20 protein-coding genes and 3 pseudogenes are annotated in these 21289 nt (G+C 66.3%); 15 read left to right on the forward strand and 8 right to left on the reverse strand.

What is annotated here, in order from left to right:
- The first annotated feature begins 291 nt into the window (after positions 1-291).
- Positions 292-800, forward strand: a pseudogene (locus QEG98_RS33190) (transposase).
- Between the two features lie 371 nt (positions 801-1171).
- Here QEG98_RS33190 and QEG98_RS33195 read toward each other — a convergent pair.
- Positions 1172-1507, reverse strand: a complete 336-nt coding sequence (locus tag QEG98_RS33195; RefSeq protein WP_316564125.1) for a putative quinol monooxygenase — start codon at positions 1505-1507, stop codon at positions 1172-1174.
- Positions 1508-1775: 268 nt separating this feature from the next.
- On the opposite strand from QEG98_RS33195, the gene QEG98_RS33200 reads away from it, so the two are divergent.
- The 3 genes from QEG98_RS33200 (at position 1776) to QEG98_RS33210 (ending at position 3503) form a co-directional block, all read left to right on the forward strand.
- Positions 1776-2204 carry a potassium transporter TrkG gene (locus QEG98_RS33200; RefSeq protein WP_316564126.1) on the forward strand — a complete coding sequence of 143 codons (429 nt, stop codon included), beginning with the start codon at positions 1776-1778 and terminating at the stop codon, positions 2202-2204.
- Between the two features lie 9 nt (positions 2205-2213).
- Positions 2214-2654: a TrkA family potassium uptake protein gene (locus QEG98_RS33205; protein ID WP_316564127.1), complete on the forward strand. Its 441-nt coding sequence runs from the start codon at positions 2214-2216 to the stop codon at positions 2652-2654.
- A gap of 225 nt (positions 2655-2879) precedes the next feature.
- On the forward strand, positions 2880-3503 hold the full coding sequence (locus QEG98_RS33210) for an IS630 family transposase (RefSeq protein WP_410478091.1): 624 nt from the start codon (positions 2880-2882) through the stop codon (positions 3501-3503).
- A gap of 416 nt (positions 3504-3919) precedes the next feature.
- Here the strand turns inward: QEG98_RS33210 and QEG98_RS33215 are convergent, their stop codons facing one another.
- The 3 genes from QEG98_RS33215 to QEG98_RS33225 form a co-directional block, all read right to left on the reverse strand.
- Positions 3920-5104, reverse strand: a complete 1185-nt coding sequence (locus QEG98_RS33215) for a hypothetical protein (protein ID WP_316564129.1) — start codon at positions 5102-5104, stop codon at positions 3920-3922.
- Positions 5105-5219: 115 nt separating this feature from the next.
- On the reverse strand, positions 5220-5474 hold the full coding sequence (locus tag QEG98_RS33220) for a helix-turn-helix transcriptional regulator (protein ID WP_316564130.1): 255 nt from the start codon (positions 5472-5474) through the stop codon (positions 5220-5222).
- On the reverse strand, positions 5471-6064 hold the full coding sequence (locus QEG98_RS33225; RefSeq protein WP_316564131.1) for a hypothetical protein: 594 nt from the start codon (positions 6062-6064) through the stop codon (positions 5471-5473). Before QEG98_RS33225 ends, QEG98_RS33220 begins: the two co-directional genes overlap by 4 nt.
- 215 nt (positions 6065-6279) lie before the next feature.
- Between QEG98_RS33225 and QEG98_RS33230 the strand changes: the two genes are divergently transcribed.
- Positions 6280-7587: an IS701 family transposase gene (locus QEG98_RS33230; protein ID WP_316564132.1), complete on the forward strand. Its 1308-nt coding sequence runs from the start codon at positions 6280-6282 to the stop codon at positions 7585-7587.
- Positions 7588-7810: 223 nt separating this feature from the next.
- Here the strand turns inward: QEG98_RS33230 and QEG98_RS33235 are convergent, their stop codons facing one another.
- A complete protein-coding gene (locus QEG98_RS33235; RefSeq protein ID WP_316564133.1) occupies positions 7811-8458 on the reverse strand; it encodes a TetR/AcrR family transcriptional regulator in 648 nt (215 codons plus the stop codon).
- A 140-nt stretch (positions 8459-8598) separates the two neighbouring features.
- Between QEG98_RS33235 and QEG98_RS33240 the strand changes: the two genes are divergently transcribed.
- Positions 8599-9117, forward strand: a complete 519-nt coding sequence (locus QEG98_RS33240; protein WP_316564134.1) for an N-acetyltransferase — start codon at positions 8599-8601, stop codon at positions 9115-9117.
- 355 nt (positions 9118-9472) lie between these two features.
- Here the strand turns inward: QEG98_RS33240 and QEG98_RS33245 are convergent, their stop codons facing one another.
- Complete coding sequence (locus QEG98_RS33245; RefSeq protein WP_316564135.1) at positions 9473-9772, reverse strand: integrase core domain-containing protein; 300 nt, start codon at positions 9770-9772, stop codon at positions 9473-9475.
- A 207-nt stretch (positions 9773-9979) separates the two neighbouring features.
- Here QEG98_RS33245 and QEG98_RS33250 point away from each other — a divergent pair, with 207 nt between their 5' ends.
- Complete coding sequence (locus QEG98_RS33250) at positions 9980-11335, forward strand: IS1182 family transposase (RefSeq protein ID WP_316564136.1); 1356 nt, start codon at positions 9980-9982, stop codon at positions 11333-11335.
- A 213-nt stretch (positions 11336-11548) separates the two neighbouring features.
- Here QEG98_RS33250 and QEG98_RS33255 read toward each other — a convergent pair whose 3' ends face one another.
- Entirely contained in the window at positions 11549-11860 is a 312-nt protein-coding gene (locus QEG98_RS33255; RefSeq protein ID WP_316564137.1) for a DUF378 domain-containing protein, read from the reverse strand.
- 187 nt (positions 11861-12047) lie between these two features.
- Here QEG98_RS33255 and QEG98_RS33260 point away from each other — a divergent pair, with 187 nt between their 5' ends.
- Both QEG98_RS33260 and QEG98_RS33265 read left to right on the forward strand, forming a co-directional pair.
- A complete protein-coding gene (locus QEG98_RS33260) occupies positions 12048-12953 on the forward strand; it encodes a YihY/virulence factor BrkB family protein (RefSeq protein ID WP_316564138.1) in 906 nt (301 codons plus the stop codon).
- Positions 12954-13148: 195 nt separating this feature from the next.
- Positions 13149-15125 carry an AsmA-like C-terminal region-containing protein gene (locus QEG98_RS33265; RefSeq protein ID WP_316568006.1) on the forward strand — a complete coding sequence of 659 codons (1977 nt, stop codon included), beginning with the start codon at positions 13149-13151 and terminating at the stop codon, positions 15123-15125.
- Between the two features lie 59 nt (positions 15126-15184).
- Here the strand turns inward: QEG98_RS33265 and QEG98_RS33270 are convergent, their stop codons facing one another.
- Complete coding sequence (locus tag QEG98_RS33270) at positions 15185-15622, reverse strand: phosphate-starvation-inducible PsiE family protein (protein ID WP_316564139.1); 438 nt, start codon at positions 15620-15622, stop codon at positions 15185-15187.
- Between the two features lie 234 nt (positions 15623-15856).
- Here QEG98_RS33270 and QEG98_RS33275 point away from each other — a divergent pair, with 234 nt between their 5' ends.
- The 6 genes and pseudogenes from QEG98_RS33275 to QEG98_RS33300 all read left to right on the forward strand — a co-directional run.
- On the forward strand, positions 15857-16168 hold the full coding sequence (locus QEG98_RS33275) for a hypothetical protein (RefSeq protein WP_316564140.1): 312 nt from the start codon (positions 15857-15859) through the stop codon (positions 16166-16168).
- Positions 16169-16478: 310 nt separating this feature from the next.
- The gene (locus QEG98_RS33280) at positions 16479-17444 is read left to right on the forward strand and encodes an IS630 family transposase (RefSeq protein WP_316564141.1); all 966 of its coding nucleotides are present in this window, start codon (positions 16479-16481) and stop codon (positions 17442-17444) included.
- A gap of 27 nt (positions 17445-17471) precedes the next feature.
- Positions 17472-17732: pseudogene (locus QEG98_RS33285) on the forward strand (acyl-CoA desaturase); the annotation flags it as partial.
- A gap of 22 nt (positions 17733-17754) precedes the next feature.
- The gene (locus QEG98_RS33290; RefSeq protein ID WP_316564142.1) at positions 17755-18087 is read left to right on the forward strand and encodes a PRC-barrel domain-containing protein; all 333 of its coding nucleotides are present in this window, start codon (positions 17755-17757) and stop codon (positions 18085-18087) included.
- Positions 18088-18318: 231 nt separating this feature from the next.
- Entirely contained in the window at positions 18319-18705 is a 387-nt protein-coding gene (locus QEG98_RS33295; protein WP_316564143.1) for a hypothetical protein, read from the forward strand.
- Positions 18706-19356: 651 nt separating this feature from the next.
- Positions 19357-20122, forward strand: a pseudogene (locus QEG98_RS33300) (IS5 family transposase); the annotation flags it as partial.
- Between the last annotated feature and the right edge of the window lie 1167 nt (positions 20123-21289).

The raw sequence follows: 21289 nt of genomic DNA on the forward strand, positions 1-21289 counted from the left end.
TGGGCCGCGGGGCCACCTGGGCAGTGCTTCGCCCCTGAGCCCGCGCGCGCATCGAACCCATGCGACTTTCACCTACCCCAGCGAGTTGCCCGCGAGCCCACGCGCACCACGTCGCCACGCACTCACTGTGAAGCGGACACCGGCAGATTGGAACCATGGACGAGAGGTCGCCCACGGCGTAGTTTGCGGAGATTCAATCGGCCCCCGATTGAAGGGGGCCCCCAGCCCTCTCCTTGAAACCACTGAATGATGGACTGGCCGCAGACAGGGGCCAGCCCCAGGTTGAGGGGCATGGTCCGCGAACTCGTCCCCGACGCCTTGTGGCAGCACGTGGCTCCCTTGCTTCCTCCTCCTCGCCCCAAGAAGAAGCTGGGTCGACCTCGAGCGGACGACCGGGCGGCACTGGAAGCCATCGTCTTCGTGCTGCGAAGTGGCATTCCCTGGGAGATGTTGCCCCGCAAGCAGTTCGGCCTGTCGGGCATGACGGCCTTGCGCAGACTGGAGGAGTGGACCCGAGCAGGCGTGTGGCAGACGTTGCAAGGACGGTTGCTCGACGAGTTGAGCCTGCGCGGCAAGGTCGACTTCTCCAGGGCCTCCATCGACTCCTCGTCCGTCAGGGCGTCGAATCCAGGGAGCGACTCGGTCCCTACCGATGGGTCGTGGAACGGACCCAGGCCTGGAAGAACCAGTTCCGCCGACTTCGGGTCCGCGACGAACGCAGGGACGATGTCCATTTCGGCTTCCTCGTCTTCGGTTGCTGCCTCATGCTTCCGCGCCGCCTCTACCCTGACTTTCGTTAGGTGCTCTCCTCCCCCCGTGACCTGCTCGACCATGCCTGTCTGCGCGGCCGTTTCCCAATCGGGACGATGACGGAGTGGGAGTTCGAGAAGGATGACGAGGTCGTCAAGATCGAGCCGACAGGGCCGTTGATCGTCCGGGTCGGAGGGGCGACCGACCTTGCCGTCGACGCGGCGATCGCCGGTTGCGGCATCGTCTACCTCTTCGAGGACTGGCTGCGTCCTCACCTGGAGCGCGGTGTCCTCGAGCCCTGGTGGCTGTCCTTCTCCGGGCCGTTTCTCTACTACCCCGGGCGGCGTTTCGTGCCAGCGCCGCTCCGGGCGTTCGTCGACTTCATCAAGGCCTCGGCGGAGCAGGCCTGCCCCCGGCGACGTCACAACGCGACGTTGACCGCGACCCCCTCGCGCCCGGTCGCCCACTCGCGCAAGTACGCGTTGAGTTCCCCGAAGAACGATATCGACACCAGGTCCGACACCGCGAAGAGCTCCCGGAGCAGTGCGCCCACGTGGTTGTTATGTGTTTCGGCCGCGTCAGCGTCCACGTACTCCTCGATGATCGAATAGTGACCGGGCTTCTGCGTGGTGAACCACTGGTAGCGCAATGTTCCCGGCTCGGTCGCGGCGACGGAGGCCAATGCCCGCGCCGCTCGGAGGAACTCCGTCTCCCCGCCGGTCCGTGTCTTGAATTCACAAATCACCAGAAGGCTCATTCGACGCTCCTGCACAGGCTGCATTTCGAGGGCTGGCGTTCGCCATACCATCCGACAGGCTCGAAGTCGTCAACGAACGCATGCCGGTGGAGCCGCCCTTCCCGCAGCATCCTCTTGACGCACGCATGGCGCAGCGTCCTGATTCTGGCGCGGGGCAGGTTCGGTCCTGCGCTGCCGTGCGGTGCGGGGACGACGCCCTGGAGGAGGGTGACGGATGCACGAGTACGATTTGCTCGCGGACTGATATGCCTCCCACCGTACGGGCCAGATGGGCGTCCCGGAAGTGACGGCGCTCGCCTTCACGCGCATCCGGGGGCGCAGCCATGCCGAACTCCACGGTCGCGCGATTCCAGAGGGCACCATCGAACGTACCGTGTCGCTGGCGCTGCTTGCCTTCGGAGTAATGACCGCCGCCGTCTTCGTTCTCAGCTTCACGGAGGGGCGCGGCGCGGAGTCGGTGCAGACCGCGCGCGCCAGCTTTCTGCCCGTCTTCTTCGAAGTTGTCAGCGCCTTCTGCACGGTGGGGCTGACGATGGACGTGTCGCCTTCCCTGAGCATTGCGGGCAAGGTTCAAATCATCGTGTTGATGTTCGTGGGCAGATTGGGCCCACTGTCCTTCTTTGCCGCCCTCAGCCTGCGCGCCCGAACGCACCTGCGGCACGTGCGTCCCGCGCAAGAGGACCTCATCGTTGGTTAAGGAGCACGGATGAAACGCATCATCGTGGTGGGCCTGGGCAACTTTGGCTCGGTCATCGCCGCGCGCCTGCACGAGCAGGGGCATGATGTCATCGCCATCGATCCACGCCCAGCGGTGGTCGATGCCCTGGGCGCGCGGGTTTCCAAGGCCATGGTGGGTGACGCCACGCAGCGTCAGGTGCTGGAGGAAGTGGGCGCTCGGGGAGCGGACGCGGCCATCGTCTCCACGGGAGAGGACCTCTCGGCCAGCATCCTCGCGCTGCTCGCACTGCGAGACACAGGCATCCAGGACATCTACGTGAAGGTCCGCTCGGACGACCACGCGCGCATCGCCAACGCGCTGGGCGCCACGGAAAGCATCTTCCCGGAGCGGGAGAGCGCCCTGGGCTTGGCCAATCGCATCACCAGTGGCCGGCTCCTGCAATACGTCCAACTAAACCGAGGTTCGTGATTCTCGATCAGGTCGGTGAGCAGGCGGGCGTGGAGCGGGCGGGAAGAGAGAGCAGGGGCACCTCCCGTTCGGCTCTGTGTGCGCAGAAGACCTGAGAGCGAGAAGGCCCTGCCCCAGAGGCACGGTAGGCAGTGGTTGAAAAGGAAGCAGCGACAGGCGCTGCTTCGGTGAGGGGCCAGGAGTGGCTGCCTGTACACCTATCGGAGGTGTCTGGCAGTGGCGTCCGTGGGGCGTGGGGCGTCGTGTCGAGCCACCGCCAAGGCGCTGGAGTGCGCCACCTCAACGGTGGTGGTGGCGGTCAGGCGCTACCAGGAGGGTGGGCGTCAGGGACTCCGAGACAGACGTGAGGGGAACGTCAACCCCAAGGTGGGGCGCGACTGGTGCCTGCCCGGGCAACGACGGGTGGTGGTGACTCCCGGCAACAACCAGAAGCGCTACCTCGCTGGAGCGCTCAATACGCGCACGGGGCAGCTGACGTGGGTGGAAGGCAGGTCCAAGGCAAGTGCCCTCTTCATCCAGCTGCTGTGGCGTCTGGCAAGTCAATACCGGCGCGCTCGCCGTATCCACCTCGTTCTCGACAACGCCTCGGTTCACTCCAGCAAGAAGACGCTCAAGGCGCTCGCGCATTTCGGCGGGCGATTCGTCTTCCACTTCCTCCCGCCGTACTGCCCCCAGGGCAATCGCATCGAGCGGGTGTGGCTCGACCTACATGCCAACGTCACCCGCAATCACCGCTGCCGCACCATGGCCCAGCTCATGGTCCGAGTGCATGCCTACCTCTCCGCTCGCAATGCCCAGCGCTCCGCCAGTCCATCCTTGCGACGAGTCGACCTCAGGCGCACACCCTGAGGCCGTTCGAGAATCACGATCCTTGGTTTAGACTCCGCAGCTCTCGTTCCGACGCATTGACGACGAAGATGCTCGTCCTGCTCATCCACCACGTCGCTCCCACGGCCATGATGATGCCGACAGCGCAGATCGAGAGAAGCAGGGTGGGCGTCGAGACTTTGCGCATGTCGAGACCTCAGGGGAAGCGACTTCAAGCTCTCCTCCATTCAGCGCGCCCAGGCATGCGCCAATGCAGGTCGGCTCGGAGAACAGTTGTACCTTCCCAAAATTCGGTCGCTGCGTCCTGAGCGCGTCAAGACCACTTTCGGCAGTGCGTCACTGCGGATGAGCGAGGCGCGCACGGCCCGGCTCGACGAGGGGCTGCGGCGGCTGCGCGCCTGTCTCGTCGCGGCGTCCGGAGCGGCGCGCCTGAGGGCCTATTCCTTCAATGCCTTCACGGGATAGCTGCCGGTGTAGGAACGGAATCGCTGCTCCAGCTTCCCGGGCACGAGCACGCCCGTGTCGAACAGCTTCAGCAGGAAGTCCTCGTACTTCGTCCACTGGGAGAAGTCCGCGCGCCGGAGCTCCTCGTAGAGCACGTAGGCCAACACGTGCATTCCATCGTCGTGGTCGCGGAAGAAGGCCGCGCCCGTGAGCGGCTTGCCATCCCTCGCGCGGAGCAGGCCCTGGCGTTCGCTTACGAAGACGTCGACGGCCTCGGCGCAGTCCTCCTCCGTCAGCCCCTGCGCAGTGGTGTAGCCGAACGCCGGGTCGTGCTCGCGCACCAGTCGCTGGAAGTAGGGGTCCGCCTCCAGAGCCGTCAACCGCGCGTCGATGGCGCCCTCGCGCTTGAACGGCGGGTGGAGCAGTTCGTGCACGGCGGTCTTCACCGTGACGCTCAGCGGGTAGGTGAGGTCGGTGAGGAAGTTCCACCCCGTCACCCGGATGCCGTGGGGTTTGACGAACTTCAGCACGTGGGCGTTGAGCTCCTCCACGTGGAGCGCCCGGCCGAGGACGTCCTCGTCCCAGCCCACCACGTCATGGGGCGCCAACTGGACGCCGAGTTGCGCGATGGCCTGCTCGACCTGGGGCAGGTACTCCGCGCGCCAGATGCGCGAGAAGCCGATGCGCTGGAGGAAGGCGAACAGCACGCCCAGGTCCTGGCGAACGTCCTCCATCTCGGTGAAGTCGGAGTCCTCGCCGTAGCTCGTCGCCTCGAAGTCCCGGCGCATCGCCTTCCAGGCGGCATCGTCCGACACCGTCCTGGCCAGGCCTTCCACGGTGGTGGCGCCCGTGACGGAGAAGACGAGCGTCAGGTGGGGACCCACCATCTTCCCGGCCTGCTTTCCCATCCGCTCGGTGAGGTGCGCGAGCGCGGCCTTCTCCCTGGGCTCGAGGAGGGCGGAGAAGCGCTGAAACTCCACGGGATAGAACTGCGTGTAGAACGCGTCGCCACGGAGCAGATTCAGCAGGCAGAGGGCGTCGTAGGCCTCGGAGGGACGCAGCACCCAGTGCGTGCGCCCGGCTTCCACGCGGGTGACGGCCGGCGCGGGAGCTGTGGGGACCTCCTGCCGTGATACGCAGCCGGATGATGCCAGCCACAGCGTGGCGACGAGGGCCACGGTGGGTACTCCCCAGCGGGAGTCGGAGGTCAGGGAGGGGACGGGGGAAGCGAGCGGGTCCGGAGTCATGGCGCTGAAGCTGACCCCGTCCGCGCGAGGACGTCTTGGACGGAACTCATTCCGTTGGACGAAACGAGCGGCCCGCGAGCAGCCGCCGGTACTCGGCCGGGGTCAAGTGGAGTCGGCGGCTGAATTCGCGCGTCATGTGACTCTGGTCGCAGTAGCCCGCCTCTAGCGCGATGTCGCTGAGGGGCTGCGCCGTCTCTCGCAGTGCCCGGCTGGCGCGCTCCAGTCGGGAGCGGCGCAGGTGGTCGACGGGAGTGCACTGGAAGAACTGGCGGAAGCCGCGGCCCAGTTGCGTGGGGCTCACCCCCGCCTCGCGAGCCAGTTGCGCGAGCGTGGGAGGCGGCCCCGGACCGCATCGAGCAACTCCCGCACCCGTACGAGCCACGCGGGAGGGGCCGACGCCTTCGGGGGCGTCGTGGCGCGCACGGCCTCGGCCAGCAGCTCCAACGCCAGCCCTTCGATGGCCAGCGCCGCCACGTCATCCCCGCGGAGGAACTCCTGATAGAGGCGCGCGGTCAGCGAGAACAGTCGCGCCGATGCCAGCTCCATCCGGCTGTCCAGCCGGGAGACGAGGGGGTAGCGCGACCGCCAGACCGACTCGGAGAAGTCGACGTTGAAGGTGCGGGTGAGCCGACCGGCGATGCGCTGCTCGTGGGCGACCTCGGGTGCCTGGAAGGCCACCGACCTGGGAGGACATTCCCGGGCACGTCCTTCCAACACGTCGGTGAAGCCGCCTTCCAGCGTGAGCCGGAAGCCCGCGTGCCGGTGCCGGTGGAGGGGGAGGACGACGTCGGGAGGATAGGTGCTCTCCGTCAGGACGAGCCCCGCCACCTCCAGGCGCTGGAGCGGTGTGCCGAGATAGCGACCAAATCCAAGGACGGGTGCGGAGGACACGAAGTCCCTATGCACGGCCCGTGAATCGATTGCAATCGCCAGGCTCCCCCGTGTCAGGGAAGTTGTCGTTTCGGCTGACCGGCCGAGCTGACCACCCCCGGGGGCGAGTACAGGCAGGTAGCTGTGTCGTACACGGATGCATTCAAGGCGGAGGTGGTGAAACGGATGGTGGGGCAGATCACAGGCGCGAAGCACATGCCGCTGCAGTGGAGTACGTGAGGGCGTTGCTGGGGCACGCGCAGCGGAAGAATGCGTGGGGCCTTTCAGAGGACGCGGGGCACGGCGCCCCGTATGCCTTCCAGCACCTGCTGCTGCGCGCGAAGTGGGACGCGGACGCAGTGCGCGACGACGACCTGGAGTACGCCCGAAGGAGTCTGGGGGAAGGCGGCGTGCTGGCGGTGGACGAGACGGGCTTCTTGAAGAAGGGAGACAAGTCCGTCGGCGTGGCGCGCCAGTACACAGGCACCGCGGGCAACATCGAGAATGCGCAGGTGGGCGTCTTCCTCTCGTATGCGACGCCCCGTGGACACGCGTTGGTGGACCGGGAGCTGTACCTGCCAGAAGCCTGGACGCAGGACGTGGCGCGCCGTGAGGCGAGCGGCATCCCAGAAGACGTCGACTTCGAGTCCAAGCCAGCCCTCGCCCAAGGCATGCTGCAACGGGTGTTGGCCTCAGGACTGAAGCCGGCGTGGGTGGTGGGGGACGAAGTCTACGGGCGTGACAACACGTTGCGACGCTTCCTGGAGGGATTGCGCCAGCCCTACGTGCTGACGGTGGCGGCCAATACGCACGTCTGGCGGGGCTTCTACCAGGTGAAGCCGGGCGACATGGGGCAACTCGTCCCTCCCACGTGCTGGGTGCGACTGTCTGCGGGCCCGGGAAGCAAGGGCCCACGCCTCTATGACTGGGCACGCATGCGTCTCAACCGGCACCTGGGCCTGTCGAGGTGGCTTCTATTTCGTCGCAGCCTCGTGGACGGGAAGATGGCTTTCTACATTGCCCACGCACGGCGCAACGCCTCGCTGGCCTCGCTGGTGAGGGCCGCGGGAAGCCGGTGGGCCATTGAGGACGACTTCGAATCAGCCAAGGGCGAGGTGGGGCTGGCGGACTACGAGGTACGTACCTGGACACCCTGGCATCGACACACGACGCTGTGCCTCGTCGCTCACGTCTTCCTGGCCAATGCGCAGGCCATGGCCAATCTCCCCCCGAGGAGGGACTGCCCCCCAAAGCGCTCGGCCTGCCGTCGCGAAGAAACCCCATGCGGGCGTTTCTCGTCCGGCAGGGCCTTCACTGACAGTCCTCGTCCGCTACTCCGTCCAGGAGATTCGGCGCCTGCTGCTGGCCCTCTGGCGGCGCACGCTCCCGCCAGTTACCGATGTCCTCCTGTGGAGTCGGTGGCGACGGCACCATCAAGCCGTCGCCATGCGCTGCCACTACCGAGCACGTGGCGCCAGACACAAACTGCAACTGTAGGACTAAGCACGAAGGCCCCGCGATATTCATCGCGAGGCCCGTGTTAAGCAAAAAGGCCCTGCCAGTTGGCAGGGCCTTCTATTCAGCATGACCCGATCCGAACAAGTACGAGAGGTCAATACCCACTTTCCCGGCAGCCCGTGCTCTGCCCCTCCACTTGCGAGGAACGGTACTCAGATCAAACGGCTTGGGCCCGTCGATGCGCTCGATCTTGAACAGCACGCCGGCGCTGAGCGGCTCCACCCTCGTCCCGCGCGCTCGGGCGAGCGCTCATGTGTGGAGCGCGTGCACGACGGCGTCTGTCACGGCGTCTGCATACTCATCGGAGAGTGGGCCGGTGCGGAGTAGCCAGCGGTGGAAGACCGGCCCGACCAGGAGCTCGACGGCGACGTCGAGGTCGATGTCCGCCCGGACGTCGCCATGCTCTTGAGCGGTCGCGAGCCAAGCTCGGACATCGTCGAGCGAGGGCCGGATGAGGCGTTCGCGTGCCTCCGCGCCCAGCTGCGGGTCCTCCTGAATGGCGATGGTCAACGCTCGGTACGGCGCTTCCCAGCTCGTGTTTGCGAACGCCCGAACGGTGCCGCGCAGCACCCTCCGCACGTCGGCTGCGAAGTCGCCTCGGTTGAGCGGCCCGAGCAGAGGGGTCTCGGTGCGCTCCTCCACACGGTGCTCAAGGAACGCCTCGAGCAGCACGGCGCCCTTGGATGGCCACCACCGGTAGATGGTCTGCTTGCCGACGCCGGCCCGTCGGGCAATCGCTTCGACCGTGAGCATCTCGAAGCCGGAGGCGACAATGAGATCGAGCGCAGCGTCCAGGATGGCCCGCCTCGTCGCGGCGTTCCGCCTCGTCGGGTCTGGCGATCGTCGCTGTGTCGCCGAGGTTGCGGGCTGTTGCGAATCGGGTCGGGTGGCGGACATGCACCAACGGTAGCTCGAAACGAGACGAGACGTATTGCCATCATGCACCCAAGTAGCTATTCTGCGAGACGAACCGTCTCGTCTGGTGATCGTCCCGGAGCGAGGCCTACCTGCATGACCTTCGGACCCGAGGAGAATCGATGCTGATCCGACGAGAGACCACCGCCGACCACGACCGGGTCGACGCCGTGCACCGCGCCGCGTTCGCCGCCCAGGCTCCCGGGGCCGAACCGTTGGAGGTCGGGCTCGTGCGCCTGCTCCGGGGCGACGTCGGCTGGAACCCCGCGCTCTCGCTCGTCGCTGAGGATGCTGCGGGCTCGGTGGTCGGTCATGTCATCTGCACGGTCGGCTCGCTCGACGTCGGGCGCGCGGTCGGGCTCGGGCCGATCGGCGTGACTCCGCAACAGCAGGGCAGCGGTGTCGGCGCGGCGCTGATGCATGCCGTGCTCGGCGCGGCGGATGCGCTGGACTTCGACGTCGTCGTCCTGCTCGGCCACCTCGACTACTACCCGCGGTTCGGGTTCGTGGCCGCCCGGACGATCAACATCGCGCCGCCCGATCCAGGGTGGGGCGACCACTTCCAGGCCCGTCCGCTGGGCCGGTGGACTCCCGGCATTGGTGGCCAATTCCGCTATGCCGCGCCGTTCGAACGGCTGTAGCGTGCCACTCTCCCCCATCACGATGGGGGCATGAGTGCAGTCGTCCGTCGCGCGGACCCGCACCGCGAAGAGGTATTGCTGGGCAGCGAGCAGCTCCTGTGCCTACCCAAAATTCAGTCGCTGCGTCATGAGTGCGTCAAGGCTGCGTCAAAACGCGCGTCATGACGTGAGCGATTCGTATGACGAGCCGCTGGGTCCTCCCTTCCGTTTGACAGAGGTCGGAATTACGCCCAGCTCAGACGCCTCAACACCTCTCTCTGCCTGCGTGTGGACACTCGCCGCCCTTCCTGCGAACGCAGATAGGCTGGTGCAGCACGCGCGGGTCTGCGAGGGTGTTGTTGGAAGGACCGAGACTCTACGCAGCGCGGCGCTCGTACCGGTGGTGGAGCCCGAAGACTTCCCGTAGTTCTATCACCTTGGCTCCGTGCTCCGGGCCCTGGACCTCACGCGTCTCGGGCGCATCTTTCCCGAGCGACAGGTGCGTCCGGCTCGCATTGTAGTAGCGCTGGTACTCGCGCAGCAGGCGCCGAGCGTGGGCTTCGTTCAGGACGACGACATGGTCCAGCAGCTCCCTACGTATCGAGCCGATGACTCTCTCCGCATAGGGATTCTGCCACGGACACCGTGCTGCACTCGGCACCTTGCGAATCCCCACGTCGCAGTCGGAATCACAAAGAAGTCCATCCCCGCGGACTCCGCCAGATGCAAGCGCAAGAAGTTCCGCCATGTTGGTGACGGTTTCGGCGCGCCCCTTCCCGGTCTGGGCATGTGAGCGCCTTCACGAAGATCCGCATCTAGGAGTCTGTCGCGGTAATCGCGACGGGGCCTTGCCCGGCAGGAGCTGAGGGGGCTCAATGCCCCCATGAGCAAGAAGTTCCGCCCCTGGAATGTGCAGCAGGACTTCCTGCTGCCGCCGTCGCTGCTGGACTGGCTGCCGGAGCACCACCTCGCGCGTTTCGTGCTGGAGGTGGTGGAGGAACTGGACCTTGCCCCCATTTACGAGCCCTACGAGAAGCAGCTGCGAGGCTACCCGCCGTACGAGCCGAAGATGATGGTGGCGTTGCTGCTGTACGCGTACTGCACAGGGGTGACGTCGTCTCGGAAGATTGAGAGGAAGACGCGGGAGGACGTGGCCTTTCGCGTCCTGGCGGCGAACCAGTCCCCGGACCACTCGAGGATTTCAGAGTTTCGGCGCCGGCACGGGGCGCACTTCGAAAACCTCTTCGTGCAGATGCTGAAGCTGTGCGCGAGGGCGGGGCTGGTGAAGCTGGGGCACGTGGCGCTGGACGGCACGAAGCTGAAGGCGAACGCCAGCAAGCACAAGGCGATGAGCTACGAGCGGATGCAGAGGGAGGAAGAGAAGCTGCGTGGGCAGGTGAAGGAACTGCTGGCGCAGGCGGAGGCCGTCGACGCGGAGGAGGATGCCCGGCACGGCACGGGCAAGCGGGGCGATGAACTCCCCGAGGAGCTGCGGCGCGCGCAGTCGCGTCTGCAACGCATCCGCGAGGCCCGGCAGGCGCTGGAGGCCGAAGCCAAGGCTGCCGCGGAAGCAGGCAAACGCAAGGATGATGACGACGACGAGCCCCCGCCGCCCGCCCAGGACTTGCCAGGCCACACGGTGCCCCACACGGCCGAGGGGAAGCCGACGCCCAAAGCGCAGCGCAACTTCACGGACGCGGACAGCCGAATCATGAAGAGGGGCACAAGCTTCGAGCAGGCCTACAACGCGCAGGCGGCGGTGGACTCGGCGCACCAGGTGATTGTCGCCCAAGCCCTCACCAACCAGCCTCCGGACGCCGAGCACCTGCCGGCGCTGGTGGACCGGGTGGCCGAGCACCTCGACGAGGTGCCCCGGAAGCTGAGCGCGGACGCGGGCTATTTCTCCGCGAAGAATGTGCGCTGGCTCGAGTCGGTGGGCGTCGAGCCATACATTGCGACGGGCCGCCAGAAGCACGGAGAAGCGCCACCGAAAGTCAGAGGCCGTCCGCCTGCGGGACTCACCCCGAAGGCGCGGATGGCCCGGAAGCTGGCGACGCAGCGAGGCAAGGAGGTGTATCGAATGCGCAAAGCGATTGCGGAACCCGTCTTCGGCCAAATCAAAGAGGCGCGCGGCATCCGAACCCTGCTGCGGCGGGGCCTGAAGGCGGCCCGGGAGGAGTGGGCTCTCATCTGCGCCACCCACAACCTCCTCAAGCTCTTCCACGCGGTGGTCGCTTAGCGGCGGGCTGCCTCAATCAGGCGGCCAGCCGCCTACCTCGTCCGCGCTCGCCTCCTGCCTCATTACCGCCACAGACTCCTAGCCATTTTTGCCGACCGTAGATGGCCGGCCAGAATTCTGCCACGCCCTGTCACGTGCCGCCTGATGTCACAGAGCCAGCCGCGCACGCTCACACCACGGTCGAGCCCTCCCTTGAATCAACGGCTCTCCGCATCAGGCCCGCACGTCCGACCGTCGGTTCGACCCAGCACCCGTGATTCGGGTCGTCGTGGTCGTTGTCGTCGTTTCCAGCGGCCGACGCCATGGGAAGGTGAGCGCGAGCGCCACTCCCGCCAGTCCCACGACGGAGTAGATGAGGCGAGCAAGAGCGCTGGTCACCTCACGTGAGCCGCCACCGAAGACCGCCTCCACGAGGTTCCAATTGAAGAAGCCGATCAGCCCCCAGTTGATGGCGCCGATGATGGCCAGCACCGCCATCATCTTGGCCAACACAGCCTTCAGACGCTCAGCATCCGTGCGTTCCATGGCTCGTTTCCTCGTCTTGAGGTGTCATCAGGCTGGTGGCGGGCGGTGCCTCCCAGTGAACACCCTGGCTGCCCCCCGGATGAACCTAGTGACTGCCCTGCGCTCGGGCCCGGTTGCCTGGCTGTTCAGAGGCGCTCTTGAAGCAGTCAGAGGCGGGGCAGGACTACCTTTCGCCCAGGAGATCACCATGGAAGGCGGACCCCGCAGCCTGACTCGCAAGGAAGCGCCCGGCGCGGAAAGGCGTCCTGCCAGGGCACACGGGGACCGACCCGGCAGCGCAGCGGAGTGGACGGACATCCTTGGAGGACTGCGACGAGAGTGGCAGCGCAACAAGCTGAGCGACGCGGCGGCCGCCCTCACGTTCTACGGCCTCCTCTCCCTCTTTCCCTTCCTGCTCCTCACCGTCGCTCTGGCGGGCCTCGTCATTCAACCCTCGCAGGTAGAAGCGCTCATCGGCGCGCTGGGGCGCGAAGTTCCCCCGGCCTTCAGCCGGCTCCTCTATGAGCAGCTCGCGCAACTCACCTCCGGGCCTGGCAGGGGGCTGCTGACGCTCAGCGCGCTGGTCGCCGCGGGGTCGGCGACCGCCGGGGTAAGAAGTCTCATGACGGCCCTCAATACCGCCTACGATGTGACGGAGAGCCGTCCGCGTTGGAAGCTCCTGGGGATGGCGTTGGGAATGACGCTGGCGGGAGCCGTCCTGGCGCCGCTCGCCGGTTTCATCGCGGTGGCCGCCCCGGCTCTCGCCACCCGGCTCGGTGGGCCCTGGGCAACGCTGGCTGGCTGGCTGAGGTTTCCCCTCGCGGCGCTGCTGATGATGCTCCTCTGGGCCGTCCTCTACTCCGTGCTCCCGGATACCCGGCAGAGGTTCAAGTTCATCACGCCCGGCTCCGTGGCGGGGGTGCTCGTCTGGCTTGCTGCTTCGCTGGGCTTCTCCTTCTGTGTCTCCCGCTTCAGCACGTTCGGCATCACCTATGGAGCCCTGGGAGGCATCATCGTCCTGAGCTTGTGGATGTGGATCTCCTCGCTCGCGCTGCTGCTGGGCGCCGAGATCAACGCCGTCCTCGGCCGCCGTTCCTCTGAAGACAAACGCTGAGCCCGCTCCGGTCCGAGCAGACGGCGCGGCGGCGGTCGACCAAGGGGCAATGCGCACGGGCGGCGGGACAGCCGTCTCTTGCAGGCGCGGCCCAAAAGGAGCCTGGTTGACTGGGGGCTCCGCGGGGCCAGAGGCCGCTCATCTTACAAGGGCATGAAGAGAACCGCTCACTCCGTCCGCCGTGGCTTGAAGGTCGTGCTCGGTGTTGGGGCCGCCGTGCTGGTGCTGGTGCTGGTGCTGGCTGCCGGCGCGCTGGCCCTGAAGCCGTCGTGGATCGCCGAGCGTCTGCGCGGGCAACTTGAGGCCATCGCCACCAGCGCCCTCGGCCGTCCTGTGAGCGTCGAAAAGCTCGATGCCCACTGGCTTCCGAGGCCCGGCGCCGCGATCACGAACCTGCGGGTCGAGGGTGACGGCAACGAGCCACCGTTCCTGGAGGCCCCACGTGCGACTGCGACCGTTCAGCTCTGGCCGCTGATTCGGAGTCTCGGCAAGGATGTGCGCGTGAGCGCGCTGAAGCTCGATGCCACGAAGCTGAACCTGGTGCGGCGCGAAGACGGGACGTGGAACCACGAATCGCTCGGGAGCACCCGCCCGAGGTCCGAGCGAGGGGCGTTCGTCGAGGACCTTCGGATTCGAGATGGCGTCGTGAATGTGACCGACCTGCAGGCGGCCGGAGGCACCGCCGCGGTCGTGCTTCGGGACATCGACGCGGAATTGAAGGGCCTCGGACCGGGTCTGTCGTTCGAGGGCGCCATGAAGGCAGCGCTCGCCGCATCGGAGCAGAACGTGGCGATGGACTTCAAGGTCGACCCGCTCCCCGCCGGGAAGCTTCAGCCCGGCCAACCGGTGCCCGAGGTGACGCTGCACCTGCGCGGAAAGGACCTCTCAGTGAACGCATTCCGGAACTTCCTGCCTCCGAGGGCGGCTGGTTATTTCACTGGCGGCCGGATGGACATCGGCGCGGACGTGAAGACCGACCAGGGCGAGTACACGCTCGCGGGCCACGGCTCAGTAAGAGAGTTGAGGCTTCGCGGTGAGCCGGCGAGCGGCTCGTTCGCATTCACCTCGCGCATCGACCCGGCCCATGCGAAGGCGGCGAAGGTGGACTTCACGCAGATTGCGCTCAAGGGCCCCGGCATCCAGCTCGGCGGCACGGCCTCGGCCTGGATGGCGCCCACGCGCGTTCGCTTCGCGCTGCAAGGGCAGGAACTCGACGTGAAGCACCTGCTCGGAGTGCTGCCACCGCAGCCGAAGAATGAAGAATCGGCCACCGCGCTGCCTGCCTCGGTGCGCGCGCAGTTGGGGAAGGTCGATGTGGGAGGAACACTTAAACTGGCGAAGCTCCACCACGGTGCGCTCGTGGCCACGGACGTGGACGCGCAGGCGAGGCTGGATGACGGCGTGCTCCTCGTGCATCGTGGTGGCGCAACGATCTATGGCGGGCACACTGACCTCACGGGGACCCGGGTGGACCTCACCAAGAAGCAGCCGGAGTGGACACTCAAGGTGGTCCTCGCCGGAATGGACACCGCGAAGGCCTTCCAGTCGCTTTCGGGACACCCGTCACTGAGGGGCAAGGCCAGCGGCGAGCTTCAACTCACCGGTACCGGAGTGGATTGGGCCCAAGCGCGGGACAGCGTCACCGGCGGCGGGAGCGTGCAGCTTCGCGACGGTGCCCTCACGACCGCAGACGTCGGTGCGGAGGTGGCTCCGGTACTGACGCGGGGCTTGGAGGCACTGGGGCTCAAGGACGCGACTGGCACGGTCCAGAAAGCGGCGCAGGGCACCCGACTGAACGATCTGAGCGCGCAGTTCCGGGTCCAGGGCGGATGGGTCGCGTTCACGAAGCCCATGGCGTTCCAGTCGGACATTGGCACCGGGACGCTGGATGGCCGGGTGGGCCTCGATCAGCGCCTGGAGCTCAAGGGTACGATCAACGCTTCCGAGCAGTTCGTCTCGGCCATCACCCGCGGTGCGATTCCAATGAAGGCGCCGGTGACGATCCCACTCACGATCACGGGCACGCTCAGAGCGCCCGAGGTGAAGCCTGGCAGCACGCTGGACGTCGCCAAGGGCCTGCTGCCAGGGGGGCAGCCGCAGCAAGGGAGCGAGAACCCGGTGAACCGAGCACGCAAGGGCCTTGGAGACCTCTTCAAGCGGCCGCGGAAGTAGCGAAGGCGCTTTGCCTCGCGGCAGCGGGCGCCATCATCATCGGGAAGCGGCTTCACCGTCTATTCGCGGTTCGAAACAGGGCCAATGCTGGCGTGGGACCGATGGACCAGGAACCAGGTGGCGCCGACGGACAGCAGGAGCAGCGAGAGGGGCAGGACCCTCGGAAAAGTTTCCGCGTCGAGTTCCATCACCACAATCTTTCTGACGACCGCGATCAGCGCAGCCTCCATCACCGTTGGCACGATGCTGCGGTTACGCAGATGTGCGATTCCAATCTTGAAGAGCTCAAGCGCGATGAACACCACCAACCCGACATCGAGCAGGTGCGCGATGGTGGTAGCGTCGAAGGTTCCCGCCAAGAGCCCCCTGCGCACAATTGCCATGAGGAACGCTGCGAGCCCGAGCACGGCAACGACGGCCGTGCCAATGGTCACGCCTACGCTGAGGCTGGCTTCGATGCGCTCCAGCCATCGCTCGAGAGTGCTTCGCGCGCCCATATTTCCCCCGTGGTGGGCAGACTCCGCGCATCGGTGGGATGGCGGATGAAGTCCACCGGCAGTGGAGTGTACCTCCTGTGCCTACCCAAAACTCGGTCGCCGCGTCATGGGTGCGTCCAGGCCACATTCAGCAGTGCGTCAAGGCTAGTGAGCGAAGCGCGCGAAAGGGCGTTGTCCGCCGAGGCGACTTCTTCCCTGACACAGGGGGGCTCCCTGTGGGGCAGCCTGGTCATCGTGTTGGTGCTCGTCGCCGGCTTCGTCTACGGCGCCCGCGGAGATCGCGAACTGCAGCAGAAGAAATCGGAGCTGCTGGCAGAGGGGGTGCGTTGTTGGGGACGGATTCTCGGCATCGCCCCCAGGGGAGATAGCACGACCATCAACGGCAGACGGTGGATGGGGGTGCTAATCACCGTCGAGGCCTATGCCGCGGTCGATCCTCGGGGTGTGCAACCCCACGCCGTCGGCACCCGGGTAGCCGACCAGGTCGTCATCGGGGCCGAGGTCTCGGAGCTCCAGTTCGCGCTGATGATTCCAGGCTACTTCTGAGCGTTCCTGCTGCATCCCAGAGACCATCGCCACACGCGCCTGGATGGCTTCGTGACCGCCCAGGGGCAGGTCGTCGCCAAGCACTAAACCACCGCTCGTGATTCTCGATCGCGGTTGGTGAGCGGGCAGGCGCGCGGGGCGACAGGAAGAGGCAGGGGCACATCCCGTTCGGCTCTGTGTGCGCAGAAGACCAGGAATCAGAAAGGCCCCGCCCAGGGACAAAGGTAGGCCCCGTCTTTCGCGGCTGCAGCGTCGCTCCCTCATCCGTTGGGGTGAAAGGAGCGGCTGCCCGCTCACCCTGCGGCGGTGCATGGCGGTGGTGGGAGTGTCGCGCGGCGAATCATGCAGGCAGGTAGCGCGTGCTCTGGCGTGCGCCACCTCCACAGTTGTCTCCGCGGTCAATCGCTACCGGACGGGACGGCGTAAAGCCCTGGTGGACCGCAGGGCGGCCAATGGCGAAGCGAAGGTGGATGCGCGCTTCCTCGCCATTCTCTCGCGCGTGCTGGCGGGTACTCCCGAAGAGGTGGGCTGGTGCCGCCCGACGTGGACACGGGAGTTGCTCGCGCTGGAGATGGAGCGCCGGGGCCTGGCGCGGGTGTCGGTTGCCACCATGGGCCGTGCGCTTGCCACCCTCGGTGCGAGCCTGAAGGCGGCCAAACCCGTGGTGGGCTGCCCTTCGCCGGGCTGGAAGCGGCGCCGGCGTCTCTTCGAGTTGCGGTGCCTGGAAGCATGTGCCCGGTCCGACGAGCCGGTCCTCTATGTGGACGAGGTGGACATCCACCTCAATCCGAAGGTGGGACGCGACTGGTGCCTGCCCGGCCAGCGCCGGGTGGTGCTCACGCCAGGCAACAACAAGAAGCGATACCTGGCCGGCGCCCTGGACTCGAAGATGGGCCGCCTCACCTGGGTGGACGGCAAGTCGAAGGCCAGCTCACTCTTCATCCAACTGCTTTGGCGCATCGCCGGTGAGTACCGTGGCGCCCCACGAATCCACCTCATCCTGGACAACGCCTCCATCCACAGCAGCCAGAAGACGAGAAAGGCGCTCGAGCAACTCGGCGGCCGGATTGTCCTCCACTTCCTGCCGCCTTACTGCCCGGACGCCAATCGCATTGAGCGCGTCTGGTTGGACCTCCACGCCAACGTCACTCGCAACCATCGCTGCCGCACCCTCCTGAAGCTCATGCGGCGCGTCCATGCATACCTGCACGCTCGCAACGCCCAGCGGCGTGCCAGTCCTATCCTCCGCAAGGTCCATCTGCGGCGTGCCGCCTGAGCGCGTACGAGATTCATGATCGGGCGTTTAGACGTGGTGTGCATGGGCGAGCTGTTCCAAAACAACCATCACGCCCGACCGGCGAGCCCGGACTTCGCCGCGAAGCGCTTCGAGCTAGACCCCACATGGCAGGTGATGCGGCTGCTCGCCCGACTGAGGCTCATCCAAGTATCGCACGCCCCACCCTCGCAGCCTGCAGCAGCAGGCGAGCGGCACCAACGCCCGATACTCCGCCTGCCCATGCGTCGCAAGGCCCACGGCACTCCCACGTTCGCGTGTCCATCTTGATGAGAAGGAGTGGAGTTGACACATGCGATTTTCAGAGCGTATCCGCCCAGGTCGTACCGTTGTGGCCTCAGGGGGGCAGCAGATAGGTGTCGTGGAGGCCTTGTCCATTGACAGCGAGACTTGGAAGGTTGAGGGGCTTCAAGTGAAGCTGCGCTCCGAAGCCGCCGACCAGATTGGAGCGTTCTGGAATTTCTTCCACGCCGGCCGGGTCGAGCTGCCTACCCATATCGTCCAGTCAGTAAGCGACACCGTGGTGCTATCGGTCTCCGTGGACGAGCTTCGCCAAGTACTGCCGTTGGAGTCCACACAACGCTCGCACGAGGCGCAGCCCGAAAGAAGGAACCACTCCACTTGAAGACTTCCTGCCTTCCTTTCGAGAGACTCTCCTGAAGAATCGCAAAGAGCTAGAGGGGGCAACCAATTTTTTCCAATACGTGCAGAGATTATTCGCCTTCAGCCCCATCATCCTGGGCATAAGTCCAGAGAAGCCCCGGAACGCGTCTTTTCCATTCCTCCACCACGCACATGGGCCTTCCGGGCGAAACGCAAGCATGGCGGGCCCATTTCTTCACTGAGGTGTCTCGCCATGCCGTATCGCGTCACCATCGTCCCCGAACTATCGGAGGCGTACGAACAACTTCCTCCCTCCGAGCGCCAGCCCATCCAGGAGCGGCTGGACATGCTCGCTGCGGCGGCCGAGGACGCCGCTCAGTCCCCGTCTAGGGTGAGCCGCCCCCATGCGAAGGAACTCGCAGTTGTCTCTCCAGGAATTCACCGGGTATTCCTGGGCGACCAGTGGATTGCTTATCGCATCCAGGCGGAGGACCACACCCTCCAATTGCTGGACTTCGGCAGTTGGAGCATAAGCCCATTGTCGCGCCAGGCATCGCCCGCTGAGGAATGGCACGGCTCGGGACACCAGGAGGATGGCTGGGACAACGAGGGCGGCGGCAGCCCCCCGTACAGCCCCTAGTCCGCTGTTGTCCGAACCCAGCACCTTCGTGGATCGACCGGTGCACCTGCCCGCTCCTTGGACGCGGCGGCTTGCGACCGCGCAGTGCACCGTTGGCATGACTGCGGGGACAGAAGCCGGAGCCAGGCTTCTCGGGCCCTTAGCGATGCCCACCAGCCCGGAGGCGCGCCTGCGGCTGATGCGGCGAATTCGGCCACCTGCGCTCGGAGATTCACGCGTCCTCAACATCGACGACGGGGCGCTGGGCGTAACGCCAGCATCAGGTACTCACGGTCGAAATTGAGGAATACTGAGCGCGAGGTGCCACTCGCCACCGACATGAGAGTCTCGACTCCGTCCAGGAGGAGGGCGCCAATCAATCATGGTCAGTACCGTGCCCCGGTTACCTGGGACACGGCCTGTCAATCGCTCCCAAAGAAGCGCGCGCATGCATGCTCGCGCCGTCATGCTGCTGTGGCTGCCGGACTCGCCAATGGAGCCGATACGGCCCCCTCGACCGCCCCGGTGGCCGCAAAGAATGTCTCGCGCTCTTGCTGCATGCCGGTCGGCCGCTCTCGCTACAAGTGGTCTCAGAATTGAGCGAGCAGGCATGGGGGCGATAACCAGGCCGCTGATCGACATGGAGGGGATGGCCATGTTCGAAGCAGCCCGGTGGACCTGACTGATGAACAGTGGAGCCTGATTGGGCCGCTACTCCCAGCGAGGAAGCTGAAGCGGGAGGACCGGCCTGGGCGAACGCCCACGCCCTCACGGGCGCTGTGGGCCGGCATCCTGTGGATTCTGCGCACCGGGGCCCAATGGAGCGAGCTGCCGCGGGAGAAGTATCCGCCCTACATAACGGTCCACCGCTGGTTTCAGGGCTGGGTAAGGGAGGGGACTCTCCGCACCGTCCTGCGAGCCTTGGCCCTGGACCTCAAAGAGCGCAGAGGATCCGACCTGGAGGAAGGCTTCGTCGACGCGTTCTTCGCCTCGGCGAAAAAGGGGGGCCCTGCGTCGGGAAAACGCAGAGGGGCAAAGGGACGAAGGTCATGGCAGCTGCAGACGGCGCTGGTCTTCCTCTCGCCATTGACGCGGCAAGCGCTTCTCCCCACGAAACCCAGCTCCTCGAAGCCACCCTCGACGAGAGCCTCATCGACGAGCTTCCCGAGCGGCTCATCGGCGACAAAGCCTATGACGCTGACAAACTCGACGAGCGACTGTGGCACCAACGGGGAGTGAAGCTGATTGCCCCGCACCGTTGAGGACGCAAGACGAAGACGCAGGATGAGCATGAGCTGCGTCGATATTGCCGTCGCTGGAAGGTGGAGCGGCCTTTCGCCTGGCTTCAGAACTTCCGTCGTCTCGGCACCCGCTACGAGGTGAAGGTGGAGACTTTCCCGGCGTCCTCCACCTCGGCTGCATCCTCATCCTCTTGAGGCAATTCAGAGCTCGCCTCGAAGCCATCCGGTGTAGCGCCTTGCCTCCCCTGCGATGGCGAGCAGGAGGCATCACGCGTCCGATGCCTCCTGGGCGGAGCCGCCGCTCCAGGAGGTGGACGACCGCGGCATGGAAGTCCTCCCGCCGCGGCGTCAGCATGCGGCTGAAGGGCGCCACCTGAGAGTGACAGCGGAGGAGTTCGGCGAAGCGCACCTCCTTCAGCGCGAAGGGCGCCGACTCGCGCGTGGCCTACTCATACCTGCCCTGTGCCAGCGAGTCCGCCCCGTGCCCTTCCCTGCCGTCAGGTGGTAGAAGCCCACCGGCGCACCGCAGGTGAGGTCGCTTCCGCGGAGGGCCAATCGGGCATGGCCGCCACCACGTCTCCTCTTCTTCACACGCTCGGAATCATCATGGTGACGACGCGCGTGCTGGCGGCTCCCCCTCCGGCGGCCCCCTCACCTCGCGCGCTCGTCTTCGCCCGGAATCCCATCCGGACGCCCCTCCCCAGCGAACAACCGCTCCCGCTCCCTCCCACCGGAGGACGCCTGGCGCATCCCTGGCTCGAGGCCATGTCCTGTGTCATCCCCGAGGCCCGGCCTCCCTTGTGCCTACCCAAAATTCGGTCGCTGCGTTCCGCGCGCCTCAAGGACGTGGTCGGCCCCCCCTGTGCCTACCCGAAATCCGGGCACTGCGTCATCCGTGGGTCAAGGCGAGTGGGCGCAGCGCGTAAGGGGCCGCCGCGGTCCCGTAGCGGAGAAGAACGAGGGAAGGCGGCGTCGGGGCGCACCAAGCAGCCGTTGCGCGCGGCCGGCTCGGCGCCGCCCGAAGCGCTGCCCCCGCGCGCGGCCAGCTCGACACCAAGCACGGAGGTGGTGGACGCTGGCCAGACTGGCCGCGATGGCCACGTGGACAAGGCTTCGTCTCTGCCCCTGCGCACGCCTCGAAGCATGCGACTTTCACCCACCTCAGCGCGTCGCCCGCGTGCCCACGAGCGTCGCCGCCACACACTCCTTGTGAAGCGGACGCCGAGAGGAGCAAGACCATGGACGGGAGGTCACCCACCGTGTAGTTTGCGGACATTCATTCGGTCCCCGATTGAAGGGCTCGCCCAACCACTTCTTTGAAACCGCTGGACATCACTCGGTTTTCGGCCCTCAGAGAGTTTGAG

Source organism: Myxococcus sp. MxC21-1 (genome assembly GCF_032612255.1).
Lineage (GTDB): Bacteria > Myxococcota > Myxococcia > Myxococcales > Myxococcaceae > Myxococcus > Myxococcus virescens.

What these genes read in the sequence shown, in the direction of transcription:
- QEG98_RS33195 (WP_316564125.1), bottom strand. Translation starts at nt 1,507, where the DNA reads ATGAGCCTTCTGGTGATTTGTGAATTCAAGACACGGACCGGCGGGGAG.
- QEG98_RS33200 (WP_316564126.1), top strand. Translation starts at nt 1,776, where the DNA reads ATGGGCGTCCCGGAAGTGACGGCGCTCGCCTTCACGCGCATCCGGGGG.
- QEG98_RS33205 (WP_316564127.1), top strand. Translation starts at nt 2,214, where the DNA reads ATGAAACGCATCATCGTGGTGGGCCTGGGCAACTTTGGCTCGGTCATC.
- QEG98_RS33235 (WP_316564133.1), bottom strand. Translation starts at nt 8,458, where the DNA reads ATGTCCGCCACCCGACCCGATTCGCAACAGCCCGCAACCTCGGCGACA.
- QEG98_RS33240 (WP_316564134.1), top strand. Translation starts at nt 8,599, where the DNA reads ATGCTGATCCGACGAGAGACCACCGCCGACCACGACCGGGTCGACGCC.
- QEG98_RS33250 (WP_316564136.1), top strand. Translation starts at nt 9,980, where the DNA reads ATGAGCAAGAAGTTCCGCCCCTGGAATGTGCAGCAGGACTTCCTGCTG.
- QEG98_RS33255 (WP_316564137.1), bottom strand. Translation starts at nt 11,860, where the DNA reads ATGGAACGCACGGATGCTGAGCGTCTGAAGGCTGTGTTGGCCAAGATG.
- QEG98_RS33260 (WP_316564138.1), top strand. Translation starts at nt 12,048, where the DNA reads ATGGAAGGCGGACCCCGCAGCCTGACTCGCAAGGAAGCGCCCGGCGCG.
- QEG98_RS33270 (WP_316564139.1), bottom strand. Translation starts at nt 15,622, where the DNA reads ATGGGCGCGCGAAGCACTCTCGAGCGATGGCTGGAGCGCATCGAAGCC.
- QEG98_RS33280 (WP_316564141.1), top strand. Translation starts at nt 16,479, where the DNA reads ATGGCGGTGGTGGGAGTGTCGCGCGGCGAATCATGCAGGCAGGTAGCG.
- QEG98_RS33290 (WP_316564142.1), top strand. Translation starts at nt 17,755, where the DNA reads ATGCGATTTTCAGAGCGTATCCGCCCAGGTCGTACCGTTGTGGCCTCA.
- QEG98_RS33295 (WP_316564143.1), top strand. Translation starts at nt 18,319, where the DNA reads ATGCCGTATCGCGTCACCATCGTCCCCGAACTATCGGAGGCGTACGAA.